At 40.0% G+C, this 21,806-nt stretch carries 19 protein-coding genes and 1 tRNA gene; 7 read left to right on the forward strand and 13 right to left on the reverse strand.

The features are described 5' to 3' along the window. Window positions 1–4: 4 nt before the first annotated feature. The 8 genes from WAA86_RS12355 to WAA86_RS12390 form a co-directional block, all read right to left on the reverse strand. Entirely contained in the window at window positions 5–3,046 is a 3,042-nt protein-coding gene (locus WAA86_RS12355) for a SusC/RagA family TonB-linked outer membrane protein (protein WP_337301316.1), read from the reverse strand. Window positions 3,047–3,287: 241 nt separating this feature from the next. Next, complete coding sequence (locus tag WAA86_RS12360) at window positions 3,288–6,101, reverse strand: triple tyrosine motif-containing protein (protein WP_337301317.1); 2,814 nt, start codon at window positions 6,099–6,101, stop codon at window positions 3,288–3,290. Window positions 6,102–6,189: 88 nt separating this feature from the next. Further along, window positions 6,190–6,465: an ATP-dependent Clp protease adaptor ClpS gene (locus WAA86_RS12365; protein ID WP_337301318.1), complete on the reverse strand. Its 276-nt coding sequence runs from the start codon at window positions 6,463–6,465 to the stop codon at window positions 6,190–6,192. Between the two features lie 130 nt (window positions 6,466–6,595). Then, complete coding sequence (locus WAA86_RS12370; RefSeq protein WP_337301319.1) at window positions 6,596–7,453, reverse strand: M57 family metalloprotease; 858 nt, start codon at window positions 7,451–7,453, stop codon at window positions 6,596–6,598. 112 nt (window positions 7,454–7,565) lie between these two features. Further along, on the reverse strand, window positions 7,566–8,408 hold the full coding sequence (gene prmA, locus WAA86_RS12375; RefSeq protein WP_337301320.1) for a 50S ribosomal protein L11 methyltransferase: 843 nt from the start codon (window positions 8,406–8,408) through the stop codon (window positions 7,566–7,568). 81 nt (window positions 8,409–8,489) lie between these two features. After that, on the reverse strand, window positions 8,490–9,239 hold the full coding sequence (gene tpiA, locus WAA86_RS12380) for a triose-phosphate isomerase (protein ID WP_337301321.1): 750 nt from the start codon (window positions 9,237–9,239) through the stop codon (window positions 8,490–8,492). Window positions 9,240–9,260: 21 nt separating this feature from the next. Beyond that, on the reverse strand, window positions 9,261–10,358 hold the full coding sequence (locus WAA86_RS12385) for a BT_3928 family protein (RefSeq protein ID WP_337301322.1): 1,098 nt from the start codon (window positions 10,356–10,358) through the stop codon (window positions 9,261–9,263). A gap of 20 nt (window positions 10,359–10,378) precedes the next feature. Beyond that, window positions 10,379–10,924 (reverse strand): DUF1599 domain-containing protein, encoded by a 546-nt coding sequence (locus WAA86_RS12390; RefSeq protein ID WP_337301323.1) that lies wholly within the window; start codon window positions 10,922–10,924, stop codon window positions 10,379–10,381. 103 nt (window positions 10,925–11,027) lie between these two features. On the opposite strand from WAA86_RS12390, the gene folP reads away from it, so the two are divergent. Further along, on the forward strand, window positions 11,028–11,849 hold the full coding sequence (gene folP / locus WAA86_RS12395) for a dihydropteroate synthase (RefSeq protein ID WP_337301324.1): 822 nt from the start codon (window positions 11,028–11,030) through the stop codon (window positions 11,847–11,849). A gap of 55 nt (window positions 11,850–11,904) precedes the next feature. Next, window positions 11,905–12,693, forward strand: a complete 789-nt coding sequence (locus tag WAA86_RS12400) for a diadenylate cyclase (RefSeq protein ID WP_337301325.1) — start codon at window positions 11,905–11,907, stop codon at window positions 12,691–12,693. Between the two features lies 1 nt (window position 12,694). Here WAA86_RS12400 and WAA86_RS12405 read toward each other — a convergent pair whose 3' ends face one another. Both WAA86_RS12405 and truA read right to left on the reverse strand, forming a co-directional pair. Continuing rightward, complete coding sequence (locus WAA86_RS12405) at window positions 12,695–14,461, reverse strand: ABC transporter ATP-binding protein (protein ID WP_337301326.1); 1,767 nt, start codon at window positions 14,459–14,461, stop codon at window positions 12,695–12,697. 1 nt (window position 14,462) lies between these two features. Next, entirely contained in the window at window positions 14,463–15,212 is a 750-nt protein-coding gene (truA, locus tag WAA86_RS12410) for a tRNA pseudouridine(38-40) synthase TruA (RefSeq protein ID WP_337301327.1), read from the reverse strand. A gap of 90 nt (window positions 15,213–15,302) precedes the next feature. Between truA and WAA86_RS12415 the strand changes: the two genes are divergently transcribed. Then, entirely contained in the window at window positions 15,303–15,803 is a 501-nt protein-coding gene (locus WAA86_RS12415) for a metallophosphoesterase family protein (protein WP_337301328.1), read from the forward strand. A gap of 74 nt (window positions 15,804–15,877) precedes the next feature. On the opposite strand, the gene WAA86_RS12420 is transcribed toward WAA86_RS12415, so the two are convergent. Continuing rightward, window positions 15,878–16,288, reverse strand: a complete 411-nt coding sequence (locus WAA86_RS12420) for a DUF4293 domain-containing protein (RefSeq protein ID WP_337301329.1) — start codon at window positions 16,286–16,288, stop codon at window positions 15,878–15,880. Window positions 16,289–16,481: 193 nt separating this feature from the next. Between WAA86_RS12420 and rho the strand changes: the two genes are divergently transcribed. The 4 genes from rho to WAA86_RS12440 all read left to right on the forward strand — a co-directional run bounded on the left by rho (window position 16,482) and on the right by WAA86_RS12440 (window position 21,354). Next, on the forward strand, window positions 16,482–18,137 hold the full coding sequence (gene rho / locus WAA86_RS12425) for a transcription termination factor Rho (RefSeq protein WP_337301330.1): 1,656 nt from the start codon (window positions 16,482–16,484) through the stop codon (window positions 18,135–18,137). A gap of 422 nt (window positions 18,138–18,559) precedes the next feature. Next, entirely contained in the window at window positions 18,560–19,366 is an 807-nt protein-coding gene (proC, locus tag WAA86_RS12430) for a pyrroline-5-carboxylate reductase (RefSeq protein ID WP_337301331.1), read from the forward strand. 3 nt (window positions 19,367–19,369) lie between these two features. Further along, window positions 19,370–20,140 (forward strand): glutamate 5-kinase, encoded by a 771-nt coding sequence (proB, locus tag WAA86_RS12435; protein ID WP_337301332.1) that lies wholly within the window; start codon window positions 19,370–19,372, stop codon window positions 20,138–20,140. A gap of 14 nt (window positions 20,141–20,154) precedes the next feature. Next, complete coding sequence (locus tag WAA86_RS12440) at window positions 20,155–21,354, forward strand: glutamate-5-semialdehyde dehydrogenase (protein WP_337301333.1); 1,200 nt, start codon at window positions 20,155–20,157, stop codon at window positions 21,352–21,354. Between the two features lie 72 nt (window positions 21,355–21,426). Here WAA86_RS12440 and rpsT read toward each other — a convergent pair whose 3' ends face one another. After that, window positions 21,427–21,678: a 30S ribosomal protein S20 gene (gene rpsT, locus WAA86_RS12445; RefSeq protein ID WP_337301334.1), complete on the reverse strand. Its 252-nt coding sequence runs from the start codon at window positions 21,676–21,678 to the stop codon at window positions 21,427–21,429. A 53-nt stretch (window positions 21,679–21,731) separates the two neighbouring features. Further along, window positions 21,732–21,803: transfer RNA gene (locus WAA86_RS12450), tRNA-Glu, on the reverse strand. Window positions 21,804–21,806: the final 3 nt, after the last annotated feature.

Consider the following 21,806-nt stretch of genomic DNA (forward strand, 5'->3'; position numbering starts at 1 on the left):
GCCATTAAAATTTAAGATTTGCACCTAAAAGGTATGTTCTTGGAACTGGATAAAAACCACCGTCTATACCGGCTCCAATAGGAGCTCCGGATGATGCACTAGGATCATATCCCTTATATTCTGTAAAAGTAAATACGTTATTGGCGGATACATAAAAACGAAGTTTATCAAGCCCCAATTTTTCCACAGTTCTTATGGGCAACGTGTATCCTAATTGCATATTTTGGATTCTAACAAATGAACCGTCCTCCACATAGAAATCTGAGAAAAGAGTATTATTAGTTGCATCTGTGGTTAGTCGTGGATAGGAATTTGTAGATCCTTCGCCTGTCCACCTATTCAATGCATAAACAGACTTATTAACCAAGCTCTCAGTACGTTCGTAATTACGTACGATATCGTTTCCTAAGGTTGCAAAGGCATAACTGCTAAAATCCCAATTCTTATAGTTAAAGGACAAGTTAAGACCCATGGTAGCATCAGGAATTGGATTTCCAATATCCGTACGGTCCTCTGTATTGACAATTCCATCCCCATTTACATCCACAAATTTGATATCCCCGGGAGCTGCATTGGGCTGTGCGCCATAGGCATCAATCTCTGCTTGGTTCTGGAATATACCATCCGTTTGTAAACCAATGAAGTATCCAATTGGTTTTCCTGCTTCCATACGGGATGGCAGATCACCTTGACCAACACCGAAGCCTCCTCCCGGTATAAATCCTACTGAATTATTTACAGAGAGTACTTCATTTTGCAAAAAAGTCACGTTATAATTGATACCCCAAGAAAAATCTTTGGAGCCATCACTATTATGGCCTATGGCGAATTCAAATCCCTTATTCTCCACAGAACCGGCATTAACAACAGGTGAGGAAGATCCCGGTGCAGTAGCCCCCAAAATTCCCGAAAACTGAGGCTGAAGTAAGAGATCTTCAGTTCTTTTTCTAAAATAATCAGCGGTAATATCAATATTGTCATTGAATAATTTTAGATCTACCCCTATGTCCAATGTCTTCTGCTCTTCCCATTGTATGGATGGATTTGGCAATATACCAATGGCATTACCGAAAACCAATTGACCACCCAACACATAAGCTGCTTCACCGTTCAAGATGCCACGGAATGCATTGCCTGGAATTCGATCGTTACCAATTATACCATAACTTCCCCTAAGTTTCATAAAGGATAGAACATTGTTGTCCCTTAAAAATTCCTCCTCTGAAACAATCCATCCTACGGAGCCCGATGGGAAATAACCAAATTTGTTGCGCGGTCCAAATTTTGTAGATCCGTCCCTTCTTATGATTCCAGAAAGTAAATATTTACCCTTATAGTTATATTGAAGTCTAGTGAAGTACGAAAGCAAACGCTCTTTAAACCTCCCGCTTGCCCCACTCAATTTTAATTCGTTTCTTAAATCTACGGCATCTGCTATATCTGCATTGGCGAAATCCACGGGGTTATCAAAAAACCCTCGTGTGCTTCCCGAAAATAGTCCACTAGTTTCGAAAACGGACATCCCCAAGGTTGCCTTTATATTGTGATCCTCATCTATATTCTTATCGTAATTTAAGAAAGTATCAAAAGTGTAGTCTTTAAAAATATCCTTGTTCTCTGCTAGTGTAATTCTCTGATTGTTGCCAATTTTACCTGCACCATAATTTACTATTGGCTCAAAATTTCTCCCTTGTACTTCTGCATAGTTGAACTGTAAACTAGTTTCTACCACAAAATCATTCCAGAAACTATAATTCAAACCTAATTTCCCACTTAATTTATCTACTTTAACAGAGTTAAAAGTATTCTCAATCATTGCCAACGGATTTCTTACTTCAGCTCCTAAACCAACTCCTTCAGCAAGTGTAAATTCTCCATTTGGATCTCTAACCTCAAAAGTAGGGGCATTGTTCAATGCGTTAAACAAAATTGATCCGAGACCACCTACGGGAAGTGATTTTTTATTGGTCCCCGTATAGATCATGTTGGCTGTTAGCTTAAGACTCTCCAACAAATCCCTGTTATAGTTGATCCTTGATGTATATCTTTTGAAGTTATCTTTATTGCCCCCTACAATACCATCTTGATTCAATAAAGAGAATCCCACAGAATAGGTTGACTTTTCGGTACCACCACTCATGGTTAAACTTTGATTGATGATGGGTGCCTTTTGAAAGACCTCATCCTGCCAATTGGTTCCCATGCCCAAACCTGCAACACTTGGAAAAGGAACCGCTTGTCCACCAGAAGCAAAAGCCTCATTGGCCAACAATGCATATTCGGTAGCATTTAACAAAGAGATTTTTCTGGAAGTTTCTTGGTAACCTCCAAAAAAATCGTAATTGAATTTCAATTCGGTATTTTTTCTTCCTGTTTTGGTAGTAATTAAAATAACTCCGTTGGCAGCACGAACCCCATAGATACCAGCAGTCGCATCTTTGAGTACGTTTATAGACTCTATATCACTTGGGTTGATAACACTAAGATCTTCGATTACGTTTCCATCCACCAAAATCAATGGGCGATTGTCCCCGTTCGTGGATATACCCCTGATTCGAATATTGGAAGCGCTACCTGGAGAACCAGATTGTGCAGATATTTGAACACCGGCCACTTGACCCTGTAGAGCTTGCTCTATTTGTGTAGGATTCAAATCCTCAATGGTTTCCGAACCAACCACCGTAACGGCACCCGTAATCTCCTTTTTTGTAGACGTACCATAACCCACCACAACTACTTCATCCAAGGCACTTACATCTTCTTGGAGCAAGACCGTTAAATCACTGGAATTCTTAATGGCAACTTCTTTGGTCACGAAACCAATATAGGAGAAGGAGAGCACATCCCCTACTTTTACATTGGTTATGGTAAAGTTGCCATCAAAATCAGTGGTGGTCCCCCTATTCTGATTCTTAACAAGTACATTGACACCAGGAAGTATGTCATTAATACTCGCATCTTTTACCGTACCATTGATTGTAAACTCCTGGCCAAAAACATTGGCAACAGAAATAATCATGGTAAGAATTAATAAAGTGTATTTCATTTGTAGTTAATTTTTGAAATGACAATTTATCATATCAAAATCTACCATTCTAATAATTTACCACTACAAAAAATATACATAATGAAATTGATAGGCCCAAAATTTGACAATAAGCCTCACAAACCCCTGATTTATTGACAATTCAAAAAATGTAATTCTTGAGAATTTCCTTAACAGAACATTAAGAAAAACAATATTGTATGGGTAATGTTGTGGTAAAATAAATGATTGTTGTGGGAGCTTAAAGGTTTAGAATATAATCTGTTAGGCTATTTTCATGGGGAAGGTCCATCTTCTTTCTCAAACGATACCTTTTTACCTCAACACTACGGACAGAAATATTGAGCAAAGGTGCTATTTCCTTGGATGACAGGTTCAATCTGAGATAGGCACATAATCGCAAGTCATTGGAAGTAAGATCTGGATGAACCGACTTAATTTTCTTCAAGAAATCCTTGTCGGCATTATTGAACGCATCCTCAAAGAATTTCCAGTCGTCCTCATTGTTGATGTTGCGGTCGATTGTTTTTATGACCGACTTCACTTTCGAGCTGTTTTCAACCTCTTTCAATTGCTTCTTGATGGCATTCAGAAACTCGTTCTTTTTAATAATGCTCATGGTGGAAACTGCAAGTTCCCGATTTTTACTTTCGATCTCTTGTATTAATTTTTCATTTTTGATCTGAACGATCTTTCGTTGTGCTTTTAATTTCTTTCGCTTGTTCTTTTTCTCATTTTCCTTCAACAAAGCTTCCCGCTGCTTTTTATAATATGATTTATATCTTTTGTGTATGGCCACGGAAATGGCAATGGCCAGAATCAGATATAGTATCCATGCCAACGTAGAGGCAAACCAGGGAGTCAATATGACAAAAGAATAGGTGGCCACGTTTTCCGACAGCTGGTTTCCTATTAATGCCCTAACCTTAAAGGTATACTTGCCATGAGGAAGGTTTTTGAACGAAACCTCTGCATCTTTGGACCATGGACTCCATTGATCATAAATGCCTTCCAATACATATTGGTACTTGACCTCCGTATACTTGTCAAAATCCGGTGCACTGAAGGATATATCGATGTTGTTCTCCTTGTAATGGATCTCGCTATCATCTTTCAAGGCCAATTGCTCCTTGGTATTTGTCAATGATTCCTTGGAAATCCTATTGATGGCGACCTCGTATGTTTTATGGATGACCTTGTCCAAGTTTAAGATCATATAACCATCGGAAGCCCCTATTAAATAACTATCGCCATTTAAGTGCTTCATGAACTCAAATCCCGAAACTCCAAGGCTTCTTCGCAAAGCAGCTGTAATGGGTATACGGACGGCCTGAGGCTTGGAATTGAATTTGCCAGGTGTTATGTAAATAAGATTATTGTTGGCAAACCCCCATAGTTTCCCCGTCTCCTGATCCGAAATAAGGGTCCCCAAGACCCCGTCTTCCCTAGGATAGAAATGAGATGACAATAAGGTATCTTTTTGAAAATTTCCCTCCAAGATATTGTACGAATAGACCCCCGCAGCATTATTGGACGTATACCAAATTGTATCATCATAGGTTACCAAGCTTGATCCAAAACCGAAGGATGGCTCACTTTTTTGACCTACAATTTTTTCAAATTTTGTATCGATATCCAAGGTATAGATCCCTTTAATTTCATGATTGACCAACAATTGATAATCATTTACAAACTCAAAAAACCGTGAAGAAATATCAAACCCTGATATCTTGTTCCTAAAAGTCCACTGTCCTTTTTTCTTCTCCAAAACACTGAGCCCAGAATAATTGCCCTGTAATAACAGGTTAGGGTCAGTACCTATCCTTTTAATATCCCAGGTGCCAGGATAGTCGGATATTTTTGTGGCCTTGGCCCCTTTAACCAAAAAAGTACCATTATTATGACCGCAAAACAAGTTTTCTCCAATGACCTTTAAGCACCACACCTGTCCAAATGTTGATTCTATCGGTTTGAAGGGTTCTTGAGTATTCTCATCTTTGAAAAATAAGCCTTGGTTGGTACCGATGTACAGTTTTCCCTCATATACTTCTGCAGCATAAACATCCCCCAGTCTACCTTTTAAATCATTGAATTCCCTGAACGGGGAATTTAAATTGATCATACTTATGCCATTATCCAGCCCCAGCCAAACATTTTTATCGTAATCCTCGTAAATACTGAGTACCGTGTTGTTCAACAGCCCCTTTTCCTTATTTATGTTCTGCAAAAATCTTCCCTCACGGTCCAATTGGTACAATCCATTGGCTATGCTTCCTATTATAAAATTACCGTTGCTCAATTGGTGTGCACTGTAGATATTGAGAGATTCTAAATTTTCTTGGGCTGCAATATTCCATTTGGAGAGTACATTTTCCCTCATAAGGAAAAATTCTCCCAGTTCAGTAAGGAATACGATGTCTTTACCCAATGGAAAGGCACCAACCAATACATTCTTTTGAAATTTTGGAGCGGAGGAAACCAAGACTCCGGAACCATTTTCAATCTTGAAAATCCCTTTGTTTATTTTTTGAAAATAAACAGTGTTTCCTACTTTGAATATTTTGGAACGGGTAGTTTTCGCATCTATAATTTCAAAGGACCTATCCCTGGTGTTGTAAATATAAATACGGTCCAATGATTGGAACAACATCCAATCCCCAAAATCCAGAATGTTCCAAAATTGCTCGTCCTCAACTAGTGGTTGTTCTAATTGGTCACTCAGTGAAGTATATACAAGGTCTCCATAAATATCTTTGGCCCAGTATCCGAAATCCATATAGGTACCCGTGTAAATCAAGGAATCGATAACCTTTACCGACCTGATAATAGTTCCTTTTGGAGATTCGTACAACTTCCATTTCTCCCCATTGTATTCCAATAACCCAGCGTTGTTGGCTACATAGATATATTTATTGGAGGCTTGGGAAACCATCCAGTTTTGGTTACCCCCTTGGTAATCCCCTGGAGAAAAGTTCTGTATGGGTGGTAATTCTTGAGAAAATAAAAATGAAGGAAATAAACAAAGAAGAAAGAGATAGATATAGTGAACTCTCAAATTTATTGGTTTAAAAGATGGTACGCTTCAGAGCATATGATTCCATTACAGTAAAACTTTAATTCACAACCATAGAACCAAAGTAACACTAAACAATCTCTGCATTTAACCCAGCCAACAACAATTTGCTACATCGAGGTTTCAAATCACTATACTCTCCAGTCTTAACGGTACATTTTCCATTGTAATGGACAATTAATGAGCATTGTTCCGCTTGTTCGGAGGTATGGTCGCAAACTTGAACCAAAGTTTCAATGACGTAATCAAAAGTATTAACGTCGTCATTGAATAGAATTATCTCGTTTTGTTTGACCGTATCTTCCTCGAGAAGCAATTGTTCCGAGAGTTTTTCTTTTGTACTCATGGAAAACTATTTTTAACGAATATAATAATTTTTAGTTTTAGATGTATCGAATTGATCGAGAATAAGACATAAAAAAAAGTGCCATGAAGGCACTTTTCAGCTATTGTAAGTAAGTTGTAATGGTTTTTTTTTAGTACAGATAATTCAAGCCAATAATATCGTTGGCATTGAATTCTCCATCTTCACTGGCACTGAAACAAGCCAACATCAACGATGTAGGATCATAACCTTCAGGCGTTCCCGGGATTGGATTTGCGCCTACTCCGGCAGTACCTTCGTTGGTATTCTGTCCACAACTCTGTCTGGTTTGCCAATCGGTATGTCTAAAACCAACAGAATGCCCAATCTCATGTGTAATTACATGCTCGTTCACATCGGTAGAATAGTTGTCCAGACCGTAGATCTGAATATACTTGTGTGGATTCCCGTTGCTTGGAAATCCTGCAGAACCACCAGAACCTGATCCACTGGGATTGTAATAAACAACCATATCCTTATTCTGATAATTGGTACCAAAAGATAAGGAAAGGGTAATGGTCAAATTCAGGTTGTTATAGTTATCCACGGCATACTGCAAAGCCGTGCGCTCTTTGCTGGAAAGTGCCTGGCTACCACCTGTATATCCAATAATTGTAAGTGTTCTTGGAGTGACAAGATTATCGGTATGATAATTCTTATCATCACTTTTTTTAAGATTCTTTAAGCTTTCCAACTGGGCTTTTGAAAAAGTAATGTCACCCTCCACCTGGATGCGCTTTTCCGTGCTCCCATCTGGCAATAAGAAATCGATTACTTGTGTATCACCAACATTATAATGATTGTTTTTTAGCAAGCTAATGATGTCATCCGTTACCTCCAACGACAATTCCTGTGGAATAGCTTCCAATGAATTTTCATTGACGTCCTGATTGAAATCATTTTCTTTTTGACAGGATACAAAGACCGCCAAAAAAAGGGAAAGAACGGTGATAGTTTTTAAATTTTTCATAATAAGTTTCTGTAATTAAATTAAATAAAAGTTTGAGTTGTTAAGAATTTACTTACAATAATTACAGAAATATATTACAAAATTTTGATTTTATGATATTTATTTAACAATATTAGTTGAGAGTTTGAAATTTAACAGCAACCCATTTATTATTTTCTATGTTACTTACAAACTCCAATCCAACCTCCTTACATTTATCGCTTATAATCTCCATATCTTCTTGGTAAAAACCACTTAGAAACAACAATCCCTTCGAGTTCAAACACTTGGCATAGGTTGGAATATCCTCCAAAAGAATATTCCTATTGATATTGGCAATGATAACATCAAACTTTTTACCTTCCAATAAGCTGGCGTCCCCTTCAAAGACTTTTATTTCGGGATGCTGGTTACGTTCCACATTCTCCATGGCATTGATATAGCACCAGTTGTCAATATCAATGGCTTCTACGGGAGCGGCCCCTTTCATCGCCGCAAGGATGGCCAATACCCCTGTTCCACTTCCCATATCGAGTACAGATTTTCCGGTGAAGTCGTGGTTCAGGATATGTTGCATCATCATATAGGTTGTTTCATGGTGTCCCGTTCCAAAACTCATTTTGGGTTCTATCACGATATCATAGGTCACCTTTGGCTTCTCATGAAAGGGAGCTCTTACCACACAGGCGTCTCCAACCTGAATAGGAGCAAAGTTCTGTTCCCAGGTGGCATTCCAATTTTCCTGCTCTATTTCCGCAATATTATAATCAATCTCAAAATTGGGATTGGAGAGGATTTGAACGGAGGACAACATGTCATCGGACCAGTCATCCTTTTGAATATAGGCCAAGGCACCATCCTCGGTTTCCACGAAGCTTTCGAAGCCTATTTCACCCAGTTGGGCAATTAATATATCCGTTGCCGGTTGTAACGGGCTCACGGTAAATGTATATTCGATATATGAATTGATTTGCATATGTACGCCATGATTAAAGAAAGGGAATTCCGTCAATGAAATCCCCTTTTTATTAAAAATATATTTAGCTCTTGAATGCGATTAGATCGCTTTTATAATAGCAATAAAATCATCTGCAACCAAGGCAGCACCACCTATAAGTCCGCCATCCACATCTGGCTTGGAAAATATTTCGACGGCATTACCCGGCTTTACGCTACCACCATAAAGTATAGATACACTATTGGCTATTTTGGCATTGTAGGCCTCTGTAAGGGTTTTACGAATAAAGGCATGCATTTCTTGAGCTTGTTCTGGCGAGGCAGTCTCACCTGTTCCAATAGCCCAGACTGGCTCATACGCCAAAATTATTTTGGACCACGCACTTTCGGGCAAGCCAAATAGGGCGTTCTTTAACTGACTGGCTACAACCTTGAAATGATCTCCAGACTTTCTATCCTGTAGTTCTTCCCCAAAACAAAACATGATGCGCATACCCTTGTTAAGGCCAGCTACCACTTTTTTTGCCAAAATCTCGTCAGATTCCCCAAAATAAGCCCTTCTTTCAGAGTGTCCTATAATGACCGTACTTACTCCTATATCCAAGAGCATATCTGCGGATATCTCTCCGGTAAATGCACCGTTCTCCGCAAAATGCATATTCTGGCCGATGACCTCAATGGCCGATGATTCCATATGATCTACGGCCGAAGCTAAATTCACAAAAGTTGGAGCTACCATCACCTCGGCAGATGTATCCGGCAGTTTCGCCGACAGTTCCGTGAGCAATGCCTCAGTTTCTTTATGGTTCTTGTTCATTTTCCAATTTCCTGCAACTATTTTACTTCTCATCTTGTTGTATTTTAACTTTTCTTAATTGAATTTTAATTCGTTTATATCCTTATAATGTACCTTCTGCTCAATGGTACCATTCTTTAGTACCAGCACAGCTGGGTTAGATCGCACTATGGTCTTAAGTGCCGTTTCATCTGTAAAATAAAAATCGAAGTCCAATTGGTACTGATCTACGATCATTTTGGTCAATCGATCGTTGGAGGCAGACATTCCTATGACCTTGTAACCTTTACTGTTGGCCAGATCCGTCACTTTCTTTATATCCGAAAAGACATTTAAATTGCTTTTCGCCAGATCATATGCAATGACCATAACCAACTTATCTTCTTTTAAAAGTGATGTTGCCATATCCTCCCCATCCCTTTCAATGGTAAAATCGTGAATAGGTGGTTCATATCCTTTCTGTATTTCCGTTGTCTCCACATCAATGAACTCCCCGTCTACGGTAGGATAACCACCTTGGGTCACTATGACCTTCTCTTCTCCGTTAACCTTGAATTTCCAAGCATAGTCATAAATAGCCTTTGGAGCATCATCCGGAACGGACATGGCCTCCTCTATATTGACTCCAATCTTATAGGGCCTAAAATCAATGGCCGGCAAATGGTTCAATACATGGTTGGCAAAAAATCCGCAGGCCACTACCGCAACCAATGAAACCAGGGCCCCTACTCTTTCCCCAAAGATGGCATTAATGTGTTTGATCCCAAAAAAGAGGATTAAAATCAGCACCAACAAGATCACATCTTTAGTAAACGATTCCCAAGGGGTCAATTTTATGGCATCACCAAAACAACCACAATCCGTAACCTTATTAAAGTACGCAGAATAGAAGGTTAAGAACGTAAAAAACACGATCATGAGCAAGAGGCTCCAAACGGTAAACCTCACTTTAAAACCAACCAAGAGCATTACCCCCAGCACCACCTCCAGTATAACCACAATGATGGAAATAGCCAAGGCATATGGCATCAAAATAGGCAAATCCAGGACGCCTGGACTAAAATATTCTTCTAATTTAAATGAAAACCCTACTGGGTCGTTCAGTTTTATAAGACCACTAATAATAAATAATATGCCTACAAAAATTCTACTAAACCCTACTAAATACTTCATATAATGATAATACCGTTATTTTATTTGTTTTGGGATTCCAATAATATCATGGCAAAAATGGAATAATTGACCATATCCTGATAATTGGCATCAATACCCTCGCTCACCAATGTTTTTCCTTTGTTGTCCTCTATTTGTTTGACCCTCAATAGTTTTTGAAGGATCAAATCCGTCAGGGAACTGACCCTCATTTCCCTCCAGGCCTCACCATAGTCATGGTTCTTGTTCTCCATAAGGGTTTTGGTATTGTTTATATGCTTATTATATAAGGTAAGTGCCTCTTCGGCCGAAAGATCGGGTTGTTCTACCACCCCCTTTTCAATTTGAATGAGGGCCATAATGGAATAATTGATGATACCTATAAATTCCGATTTTTCATCCTCTTCCACCTTGCGGACCTCGTTTTCCTGTAATCCACGGATTCTTTGTGCCTTGATGTAGATTTGATCGGTCAATGATGGAAGTCGCAAAATACGCCAGGCACAGCCATAATCCTTCATCTTCTTCAAAAACAGATCTCGACAAATTTTTACGACTGCGTCGTATTGTTCTGAGGTTTGCTGCATGTAGTAATTCTAATTTGTGTAAATTTCGCTTAAAATTTTTAATTGTTCAAAGTTCACGGATCAAACTTACTTTTATAGCTATCCTCTTTTCTAATCCAATCCTATGACCATTAACTGCAAAGGAAACTTAATCGACCTAAATATCCCAAAAGTAATGGGTATTTTAAATATCACTCCGGATTCTTTTTTTGATGGGGGCAGATATAGGGATGAGAAAGCAATTTTGGACAAGACAGATCAGATGTTGATTGGTGGGGCCACATTTATTGATGTGGGCGCTTATAGTTCCAGACCTGGGGCGCCTCATGTACCTGAAGGGGAAGAATTGCTGAGAATTACGCCCATAGTGGAGTTGCTTCTAAAAAATTTCCCCGATATCACCTTGTCCATCGATACGTTTAGGGCCAAAGTTGCCCGTGAATGTTTGGATAGGGGTGCAGCCATGATCAATGATATTTCTGCAGGAAAAATGGATGCCGATATGATGGCTACCGTAGGCCATTATCGGGTGCCCTATATTATGATGCACATGAAGGGAACCCCACAGACCATGCAGTACGAAACGGCGTACAAAGATCTGACAAACGACATCCTATATTACTTTTCAGAAAGAATTGCGGCTGCAAGGGCATCACAGATCAATGACATCATTGTTGACCCAGGTTTTGGATTTGCCAAAACGGTGGAGCAGAATTATGAACTCCTGAGCAAAATGGACCTTTTACAATGCCTGGAATTGCCCATTTTGGCAGGTCTTAGCAGGAAATCCATGATCTATAAAATTTTAGGCACCGATGCACAAGGGGCGCTTAATGGGACAACGGCCTTAAATATGGTGGCCTTGAACAGAGGTGCCAACATCCTCAGGGTACATGACGTAAAGGAGGCCATGGAATGTATCAAATTGAAGCAGGCGATCCTGTAAGATCAAGAGATTTTTGGTTCACCTATTTTTCCTATTTTTACAAAAAACAGCTGCATTGGATTTTTTAAATTTTCTAGATTTCAAGATTACCGATTTTTTGGACATCATACTTGTAGCTATTCTTCTTTTCTACATCTATAAACTGGTCCGTGGAACGGTTGCCATCAATATTTTTATTGGGATCGTCATTGTTTGGGCCCTATGGAAATTGACGGAGTTGGTAGAAATGCAAATGATCAGCAGTATGGTCGGGGGCTTTATGAATATTGGTCTTATCGCACTGATCATTGTTTTTCAACAAGAGATCCGAAAGTTTCTACTCATGGTAGGATCCACCAACGTGGCTTCCAAGCGTAGTTTTCTGCGTCAGTTTAAATTTCTAAAACAAGAGGCCCTTACTACAGAAATAGATGTGGAAGCCATTGTGGGCGCCTGTGATAAAATGAGTACCTCAAAAACCGGGGCACTTATCGTAATTGAACGCAACAACTCATTGGATTTTATTAAATCTTCCGGTGATAAAATGAATATTGAGGTTACCCAGCCCATAATAGAAAGTATCTTTTACAAAAACAGTCCGTTACATGATGGTGCTGCGGTCATCCAAAACAATTTTATTGTTGCCACTAGGGTTATCCTGCCCGTCTCCAATGAACGCTCCATTCCCTTAAGATTTGGCCTTAGGCATAGGGCTGCTGTGGGCATAACAGAAAAGACAGATGCCCTGGCTCTCGTAGTTAGTGAGGAAACAGGAGCCATATCCTACATAAAAAATGGGGAATTTACCCTGTTCAAGGACTTAAATGAACTGACCAGCATGGTCAAGAATGATCTGATCTACTAAGTTAGGCCAGTTCTTCGGCCATAAATTGCGCTTCGTAAAGGTTTTTGTAATACCCACCCTTTTTCAACAATTCCTGATGTGTCCCTATTTCAATAATTTCTCCGGCATCCATGACCAGTATTTTATCGGCCTTCTTGATGGTTGCCAAGCGGTGGGCGATAATGATGGAGGTTCTTCCCTCGGTAATTTTCTCCGTGGCCTTTTGAATCAATTGCTCGGAATAGGTGTCTACCGAAGAGGTGGCCTCATCCAAAACTAGGATACTCGGATTGCTCACGTAGGCCCTTAGAAAGGCGATCAGCTGTCGTTGCCCACTGGACAACATGGTGCCCCTTTCCTTTACATTATATTGGTATCCTCCAGGTAAACTGGAAATAAAATCGTGTACTCCTATCTGTTTTGCTGCCATTTCGATGCTTTCCAAAGAAATTGATTTATCCTTTAAAGAGATATTGTTGGCAATGGTATCCGCAAAAAGAAATACATCCTGTAGCACTACGGCTATTTTGGTCCTCAGGGAAGCCAATCTAAACTTTTTGATATCCGTACCGTCTATGGCAATGGTACCGGAATTGATTTCATAAAACCGATTCAATAAGTTGATTATGGTGGACTTGCCCGCACCTGTGGCTCCAACAATGGCGATGGTCTCCCCGGCCTTCACCTCAAAAGAAATTCCATGGAGCACCTCCTCGTCTTCCAAATATCCAAAGCGAACATCCTGAAAAGATATATTGCCCTTAATTTCCTTCATTTCCAGGTCCCCATTGTCTTCTATAGAACTATTGGTATCCAATATTTTAAAGACACGGTTGGCAGCAACCATCCCCATTTGCAGCGTATTGAACTTATCGGCAATCTGACGCAAAGGCCTGAACAGCATCTGGGACAATAATATAAAAGAAAAGATCGTTCCGTATTCTTCCTCACTGATTCCGGTCACGTTCTGCACCCCGCCATACCATACAATTAGTCCAATGGTTATGGAGGATACTATTTCTGCAATCGGAAAGAAAATGGAGTTGTACCAAACTGTTTTCAACCATGCATTCTGGTGCTTCTCATTTATTGCACGGAATTTTTCACGCTCCAATTTTTCCCTGTTGAACAACTGAACGATCTTCATCCCCGTGAGCCGTTCCTGCACAAATGAGTTTAAATTGGAAACCTGGGCCCTCACTTCTATAAATGCCACTTTCATGGCCTTTTGAAACAATCTTGTAGCGTATAACAATACTGGCAATATGGCAAAAACAATAAGGGACAGTCTCCAGTTCCATACCAACATCACGCCGGCTACCACAAACATTTTCAATAGATCCGATACGATCACAAAAAAGCCCTGGCTAAAAATTTCTCCAATACGCTGCATATCGCCCACCGCCCTGGTGACCAACACCCCAATGGAAGACCCGTCGAAATATTTCATCCTAAAACCGATCATATGCTTAAATAGGGCAATACGTATATCCCTGATTACAGACTCTCCCAACCAGTTGGCGTAGTAGTTAAAAGATAATTGGCTCAACACCTCTCCCAATAAAACAGCGGACATGATGACGATCAGATTCAGTAACTTTTCGGAATCTTTGTTCTTAATAGCTACATCCACAATATCACCAACCAAAATTGGGGTTAGCACGGCAAATACGGATAAAAGGATAGCTGCAAAGGCCACCCCGTAAAAGGTAACACTATAAGGTTTGGTATGCCTCATCAACCTTTTGAACAACCTTATATCAAAGGCTTTACCTGTATCTTTATCCATATTATGAATTCAATTTTATATGAGGTGGGTAGCTTACCTGTGTGAGATATAGTCCCTTTGCGGGAACGGATACCCCAGCCTTGCTCCTGTCCTTACTATTAATTATTTCTTCCACATTCTCCAAAGTGGATTTTCCAAGACCAACTTCCAATAATGTCCCTACAATGGCGCGAACCATATTCCGTAAAAAACGGTCTGCCGTGATGGTAAAGATCAAAACATCTCCCTGTATAGTCCATTCCGCCCTATTTAGCTTACATAAAAAGGTTTTAACATCTGTATTTGATTTGGAAAAACATTCAAAATCGTTGAACCTCATCAAAAGGGATGCCGCTTCGTTCATTTTGTCCACATCCAATGGGTGTTTGACATAATGGGCCGAATCTATATAAAAAGGATTCTTTTCTTGCACGATCCAATATTCGTATGTCCTTTGAACAGCATCGAAACGGGCATGTGCATCTTTTGGCACCGCATATATTCCATTTATGGCAATATCCTCAGGCAAAAATGCATTCAAACGGTAACAGAGATCATCTGTATCCTCAATCGCATCAACCTCAAAATGGGCATACATCTGTTTGGCATGCACCCCTGCATCCGTTCTCCCCGCCCCCATCAATTCCACTGTTTGCCTCAACAAGGTGGACAAAGTTTCTTCCATCACCTGTTGTACCGTCAATGCATTGGGCTGTTTCTGCCATCCATGGTAGGTCTTCCCGAAGTACGAAAAGGCAACAAAATATCTCAAACGAATACTGTATTTTTGTGATCGCAAAGATACCTTAATCCTCCCAAACTGAAATCCAACACAACCATAATTTAGCATATTTTAAGTTTTATGACCCGAATTTTACTCCTTTCCGACACCCATGGCCACATGGACGATACCATATTGAAATATGCCAAAGAGGCAGACCAGATATGGCATGCCGGTGATATCGGACAGCTAGAAGTAACGGATGTACTAAAGTCCATCAAACCTTTAAAAGCAGTTTATGGCAACATTGATGACCACAAGGCTAAAATGGAGTTCCCATTGGACAATAGATTTATGTGCGAGGATGTGGATGTATGGATTACCCATATAGGCGGCTACCCCAACAAATACAATCAAAGGATACGGGAGGAGATCAAAGCCAACCCACCAAAGCTATTCATTACTGGCCATTCCCATATATTAAAGGTGATGTGGGACAAAAAATTGGGATTGCTCCACATGAATCCCGGAGCCTGCGGCAAACACGGTTTTCATACCGTACGGACCATGTTGCGGTTTACCATAGATGGGAAGGACATTAAAGATCTCGAAATAGTGGAATTGGGCAAAAGAGGAGCTTGATCAGAAAATCATATCCATAAAAAACCCGGGAACAACCCCGGGTTTCACGCACTAATAAAACTAAAATGTTAGGCTTACCGTAAACGATCAACAGATTTTATAAGATCCTCATCCTTTTTTATGGCCCTATTGGCCAACACTAAAAAAACGATAGAAAAGATAGGAATCAGCATCCCAATACCCTTCTCAGAAATGTTACTTTCTCCGGATAAGTTTAGCGATCGATAAACAAACAACCCTAGTAAAAAAAGATTTAATATCATGTTCAATCTGTTTGCCACAAATTGATTTTTTCTGTTTTTAAATAACAATATGGCCACCAAGGCCAATACTGCGGTAATATAGAAAATCAAAGATACTATAATTTCGTTGGCCGCATAAATTTCGTTTCCATTGGCATCGGACCACAGGTTGATCCAAAAAGGAAGCACTCCGGCCAAAAGGATAACAAGTATTAAATAAACGGTCTGTATTCTTTGAATCATTGTTTTTGTTCCTGTTCACTGGCAAAAATAAGCGTCTTTTTAAGAATTATCCATGAAATATTGAAAATAATTTGTAATATTGCTTTGTTATTAGTTATCACACTTACCATCAAGGGGATATCATTATCCTGTAATACCCAAATAACAATACACTTCAAAATTTTCAATTCAAGTATAATTTATTCAACACTTAATGTTTGAAATTTCAGATTTAAAATCAAAAAAGCTTCCTGAGCTTCAGGATATTGCTAAGGGTTTAAATGTTTCCAAGTACAAAACCCTAAAAAAACTAGATCTAGTCTACCAAATTCTAGATGTTCAGGCCTCCAACCCAAAGGCTACAGAAACAGTAATAGCCGCTACTTCCGGCAGTGAAGAGCAAGTAGATTCCAAACCAAAGAGATCAAGGATTGTAAAGGAAAAGGGCACACCTGTGAAAGGGGAACGCACCCAGAACAAGCCAAAGAGTCCTACTGCAGAATCCAGTACGCCCAGCAAGTCCGAGGATAGCAGTGGAAAGCCAAGCAGTGCCGACACCGCCCCTACTGAAAGAAGGCCAAGGCCACGTCCGCAGCACAGCAACCCCAAGGAAGCGCATCAAAAAAAGGAACATCCCAAGAGTGCAGCTCCCCATAAAAATCTAAATAAAAAGCCCGTTCACCAAAAGCAGGACAAGGGCAATAGCAATTTTGATAAAGATTTAAAGAACAGGTACAAGGAGCCAGAATTTGAATTCGATAGTATCATTGAAAGCGAGGGTGTTCTTGATATCATGCAGGACGGCTATGGATTCTTGAGATCCTCTGACTACAATTACTTATCATCTCCGGATGACATCTACGTTTCCCAATCCCAAATTAAATTATTTGGTCTAAAAACGGGAGATACGGTACTGGGCAATGTACGCCCGCCTAAAGAAGGTGAAAAATATTTCCCTTTGATCAAGGTTAACAAGATCAATGGCCTGGATCCACAAATTGTAAGGGACAGAGTCTCTTTTGAGCACCTTACACCTTTGTTCCCACAGGAAAAATTCAATCTCGCCGAGAGACAAAGTACTATATCTACCCGAATCATAGATCTATTCTCACCTATCGGAAAAGGACAGCGAGGTATGATCGTGGCACAACCCAAAACCGGTAAAACGATGTTGTTGAAAGACATCGCCAATGGTATTGCGGCAAACCACCCCGAGGTGTACCAAATCATACTTTTGATTGATGAACGCCCCGAGGAGGTTACGGATATGCAGCGAAATGTACGTGGGGAAGTAATTGCTTCTACCTTTGACAAAGAAGCTACAGAACACGTAAGAGTTGCCAATATTGTATTGGAAAAAGCGAAACGTTTGGTAGAATGCGGCCATGATGTGGTTATCCTATTGGACTCAATCACCCGTTTGGCAAGAGCTTACAACACCGTACAGCCAGCCTCTGGAAAGGTATTGAGTGGTGGTGTGGATGCCAATGCATTGCACAAGCCCAAGAGATTTTTCGGTGCAGCCCGTAATATTGAAAATGGTGGATCTTTGTCCATTATTGCAACAGCACTTACCGAAACAGGTTCCAAAATGGACGAAGTGATCTTTGAGGAATTCAAGGGAACCGGTAACATGGAGCTTCAATTGGATCGCAAGATTTCCAACAGAAGAATATTCCCTGCTATAGATCTTACGTCTTCTAGTACACGTAGAGATGATCTGTTATTGGATGAGAACACCATCCAACGCATGTGGATCTTGCGTAAGTACCTGGCGGACATGAATCCTGTAGAGGCCATGGAATTTATAGAGCAACGCATCAAACAGACAAAGAACAACGAGGAATTTTTATTGACGATGAATCAATAGAACATCCCTATCATACTTATAAAACTCCAATCACCACCATAGGTTATTGGAGTTTTTTTTTGCTTCATAGTAACCGGCATTCCTACTATTTTATTGACAGTAATTTACCAAATACCCCCATGCATTTCAAACGTACGTCCGTATTACCATTTGTATTTGCGCTAAAAATTTGCTATTTTATGTCAATACTGACACATTTTCAGACTTAAATTAGCGATTGGGAGCCATTTTTGAAGAATTTTGAATATTTTTCGCAACATCCTAGATCTGTCACCGTACGTATGACGTACGCTTGTGGCTTGGTATAACTATTATCTATAGTATTCACTACTACCAAAGCCATACTCTATCAGCAGAATGGCAGCCTCGCATGATAATTGCGACTTATAAGCTGAAATATTATTAATAACTAAAAAATCTACATGAAAGTATTAGTCATAGGCGCAGGAAACATGGGCCTAACGTACGCGGAAGCAATGTCCAAATCCAAATTGTTAAAGAAAAGAAATTTAATGATCTTGGACAGTTCCCCTGAAAAAATCCTGTCCCTTAAAAAAATTTCACATTTCGACGTATTTGAAAAATTAGAAGATTGCCTACCAAAGGCAGATTTGATCTTCATAGCAGTAAAACCTTACCACAGTGAGGAGCTTTTTGCAAAAATTAAAACAATGGCCAATCCAGGCCAGATTGTTATTTCTATTATGGCCGGAGTTACCATCAGTACCATGCAGGAATCCATGGGGATACCCAAAGTAGTGAGGGCCATGCCTAATTTACCTGCGCAAATTGGTAAAGGAGTCACGTCCTACACCGCCTCCGCTGAAGTTTCCAGAATAGAACTTTTGACCATTGAAAACCTATTGGACACGACAGGAAAATCTATTTATGTAAGTTCAGAGAACTTTATAGATGCTTCCACCGGAATTTCGGGTAGCGGACCGGCATATGTATTTTACTTTATGCAGAGTATGATGGAGGCCGCATTAAAAATGGGTTTCTCCGCCAATGACAGCAAAGTATTGGTCAGTAAAACTTTTGAAGGAGCCGTAGACTTGTTCAACCAATCGGATCTGTCCCCAAATTCATGGATGGACAGGGTGGCCTCAAAAGGGGGTACTACCCGGGCTGCACTCGATTCAATGGAGGACAACAATGTAAAAGAATTAATCAAAGAAGCCGCGTATTCAGCATTTAACAGGGCTGTAGAACTAGGCGAAGAAAAATAAATCATGTACAAGCAAAGAATAGTTATAAAAGTTGGCACGAATGTGATGACCAACAAAGACAACAGAATTGTTAAACCTGTATTGGACCATTTGGTGCAACAGATCGCTGAACTATATGATCAGGACATTATGTCCATTTTAGTTTCCTCGGGTTCTGTGATAGCCGGAATGGAGGTTATGGGTGAAAGCAATTTAAAGGACAAGGCAACACGCAGACAGGTTTATTCAGCTATTGGACAGCCACGGATGATGCGCCATTACTACAATATCTTCCAAGATTACGGAATGAAATGTGCCCAAGTTTTGGCGACCAAGAGAGATTTCAATCCTGGAGACCACCGGGAAAACATGATCAATTGTTATGAAGGACTCCTGTCGGAAGGTGTTGTCCCCATAGCCAATGAAGATGATGCCGTGACCTTGTCCGACTCCATGTTCTCGGATAATGACGAGCTGGCCAGTTTGGTAGCAGAACTTACGAAAGCCGACAAGTTGATTATTTTGACGGATACAGACGGTCTATTCACCGGGCATCCAGATGATGCAGATACCGAAGTAATCAAAAATGTCAAAGTGGATCAAAATGTTGAAAAATACATTAAAAACATCGACAAGGGAGAAGCCGAAGGACGAGGTGGAATGGGCTCTAAATTAAATATTGCCAAACAGACCGCCAATAAGAACATCCCTACCTATATCGCCAATGGAAAAAGAAAGAATGTTATTTTAGATATCGTTGGCGGGAAAAATGTAGGTACAAAAATTACAGTTTAATTTAAATCGTATTAATGAAATTATTACAGACAGATATAAAAAATAAAGTATTGCAGTCCATGATGACCATCTTGGACCGTAAAAGGGAAGCTATCATAGCTGCCAATAAAAAAGATCTTGATCTTTTTGACAAAAGTGATAGGGCCATGTATGACCGTCTTATAGTCAATGAAAAGAAAGTGGACGGCATGATACAATCCATTAAGGAAGTCATGGAACAAGAAGATCCAGTAGGAAAAATAAAATCTGAAAGAATTCTGGAGAACGATTTGAAGATCCAGAACAAAACAGCTCCCTTTGGAACCATCATGATCATCTACGAATCCAGACCGGATGTTACGATTGAGGCTGCTGTTTTGGCTTTCAAGGCCAATAACAAGATCTTATTAAAAGGAGGAAAGGAAGCCTTTCACAGCAACCAAATATTGGAATCTTGCTGGCACGAAGCCTTAAAAGAAAATGACTTGGATACAGATTGGATCAAGTTAATGCACATGAACAGGGCAGAAACCCAAGAGTTTCTAAAAAATCCTACCGAAAAGTTGGACTTGATAGTCCCACGGGGCGGTGAGCGACTAATTGCTTTTGTGAAGGAGCACGCCAAATGTGCCGTACTCATCAGCGGTAGGGGTAACAACTTCCTTTATGTGAGCAAGGACGCCGATTGGGACCAAAGTATTAAAGTGATCCTCAATGCCAAAACAGATAAAATCTCAGCTTGCAACGCCTTGGATAAGATTTTGGTTGATACGCATATAGAAGGCTATCAGGAGAAGGTAAAAGATCTAAAAAAGGTCTTGAACGAAAACGGAGTATCCATTTTAGTGGACGACAAAATTCGTGAAATATTGCCCAATGAAGAAGTCATTGAGGATGAAGCGATCTGGCACGAAGAATTTTTGGCCATGAAATGCTGTTTGGGTGCCGTAGACACCTTGGATGAGGCCATCCAAAAGATAAATAAGTATTCAGGAGGACATTCGGCAACCATTATGACCTCACAGTCCAATGCGGCCATGGAATTCATGGATCAGGTTGACAGTGCGGCAGTTTACCACAACGCTTCCACACGATTCACTGACGGTGGACAGATGGGCGTTGGGGCAGAATTGGCCATTAGTACCGATAAATTGCACCATAGAGGTCCCTTAGGCCTGGAGCAGTTGGTTACCAATAAATATTATGTATTTGGTAATGGACAAATAAGAGTTTAAACAGAAACATTAACCATCAAAAAAAGCCTCGTAAAAACGAGGCTTTTTTTTATATGATAAAGCTACAGTAGATTATAAAGTAGCTACTCTTTTCATTAGGTTGCTCTTAAGGTTTGCAGCCTTGTTAGCATGGATGATATTGCGCTTAGCCAATTTATCGATCATTCCAACAACCGTTGGCAACAATGTTTCAGCAGCTTTCTTATCCTCCTCTGTACGCAATTTTTTGATAGCGTTACGAGTAGTTTTGTGCTGGTATCTGTTACGCAAACGCACTGCTTCGTTTCTTCTTATTCTCTTTAATGCTGACTTGTGATTTGCCATTTTATCCTATTGTTATGTTTTTTAAAGGGACCATAGGTCCTAAATCAAATGTGTAGTCCGTAGGGGAATCGAACCCCTGTTACCAGGATGAAAACCTGGCGTCCTAACCCCTAGACGAACGGACCATT

Origin of the sequence: Sediminicola sp. 1XM1-17 (assembly GCF_037203765.1) — a bacterium.
Lineage (GTDB): Bacteria > Bacteroidota > Bacteroidia > Flavobacteriales > Flavobacteriaceae > Sediminicola.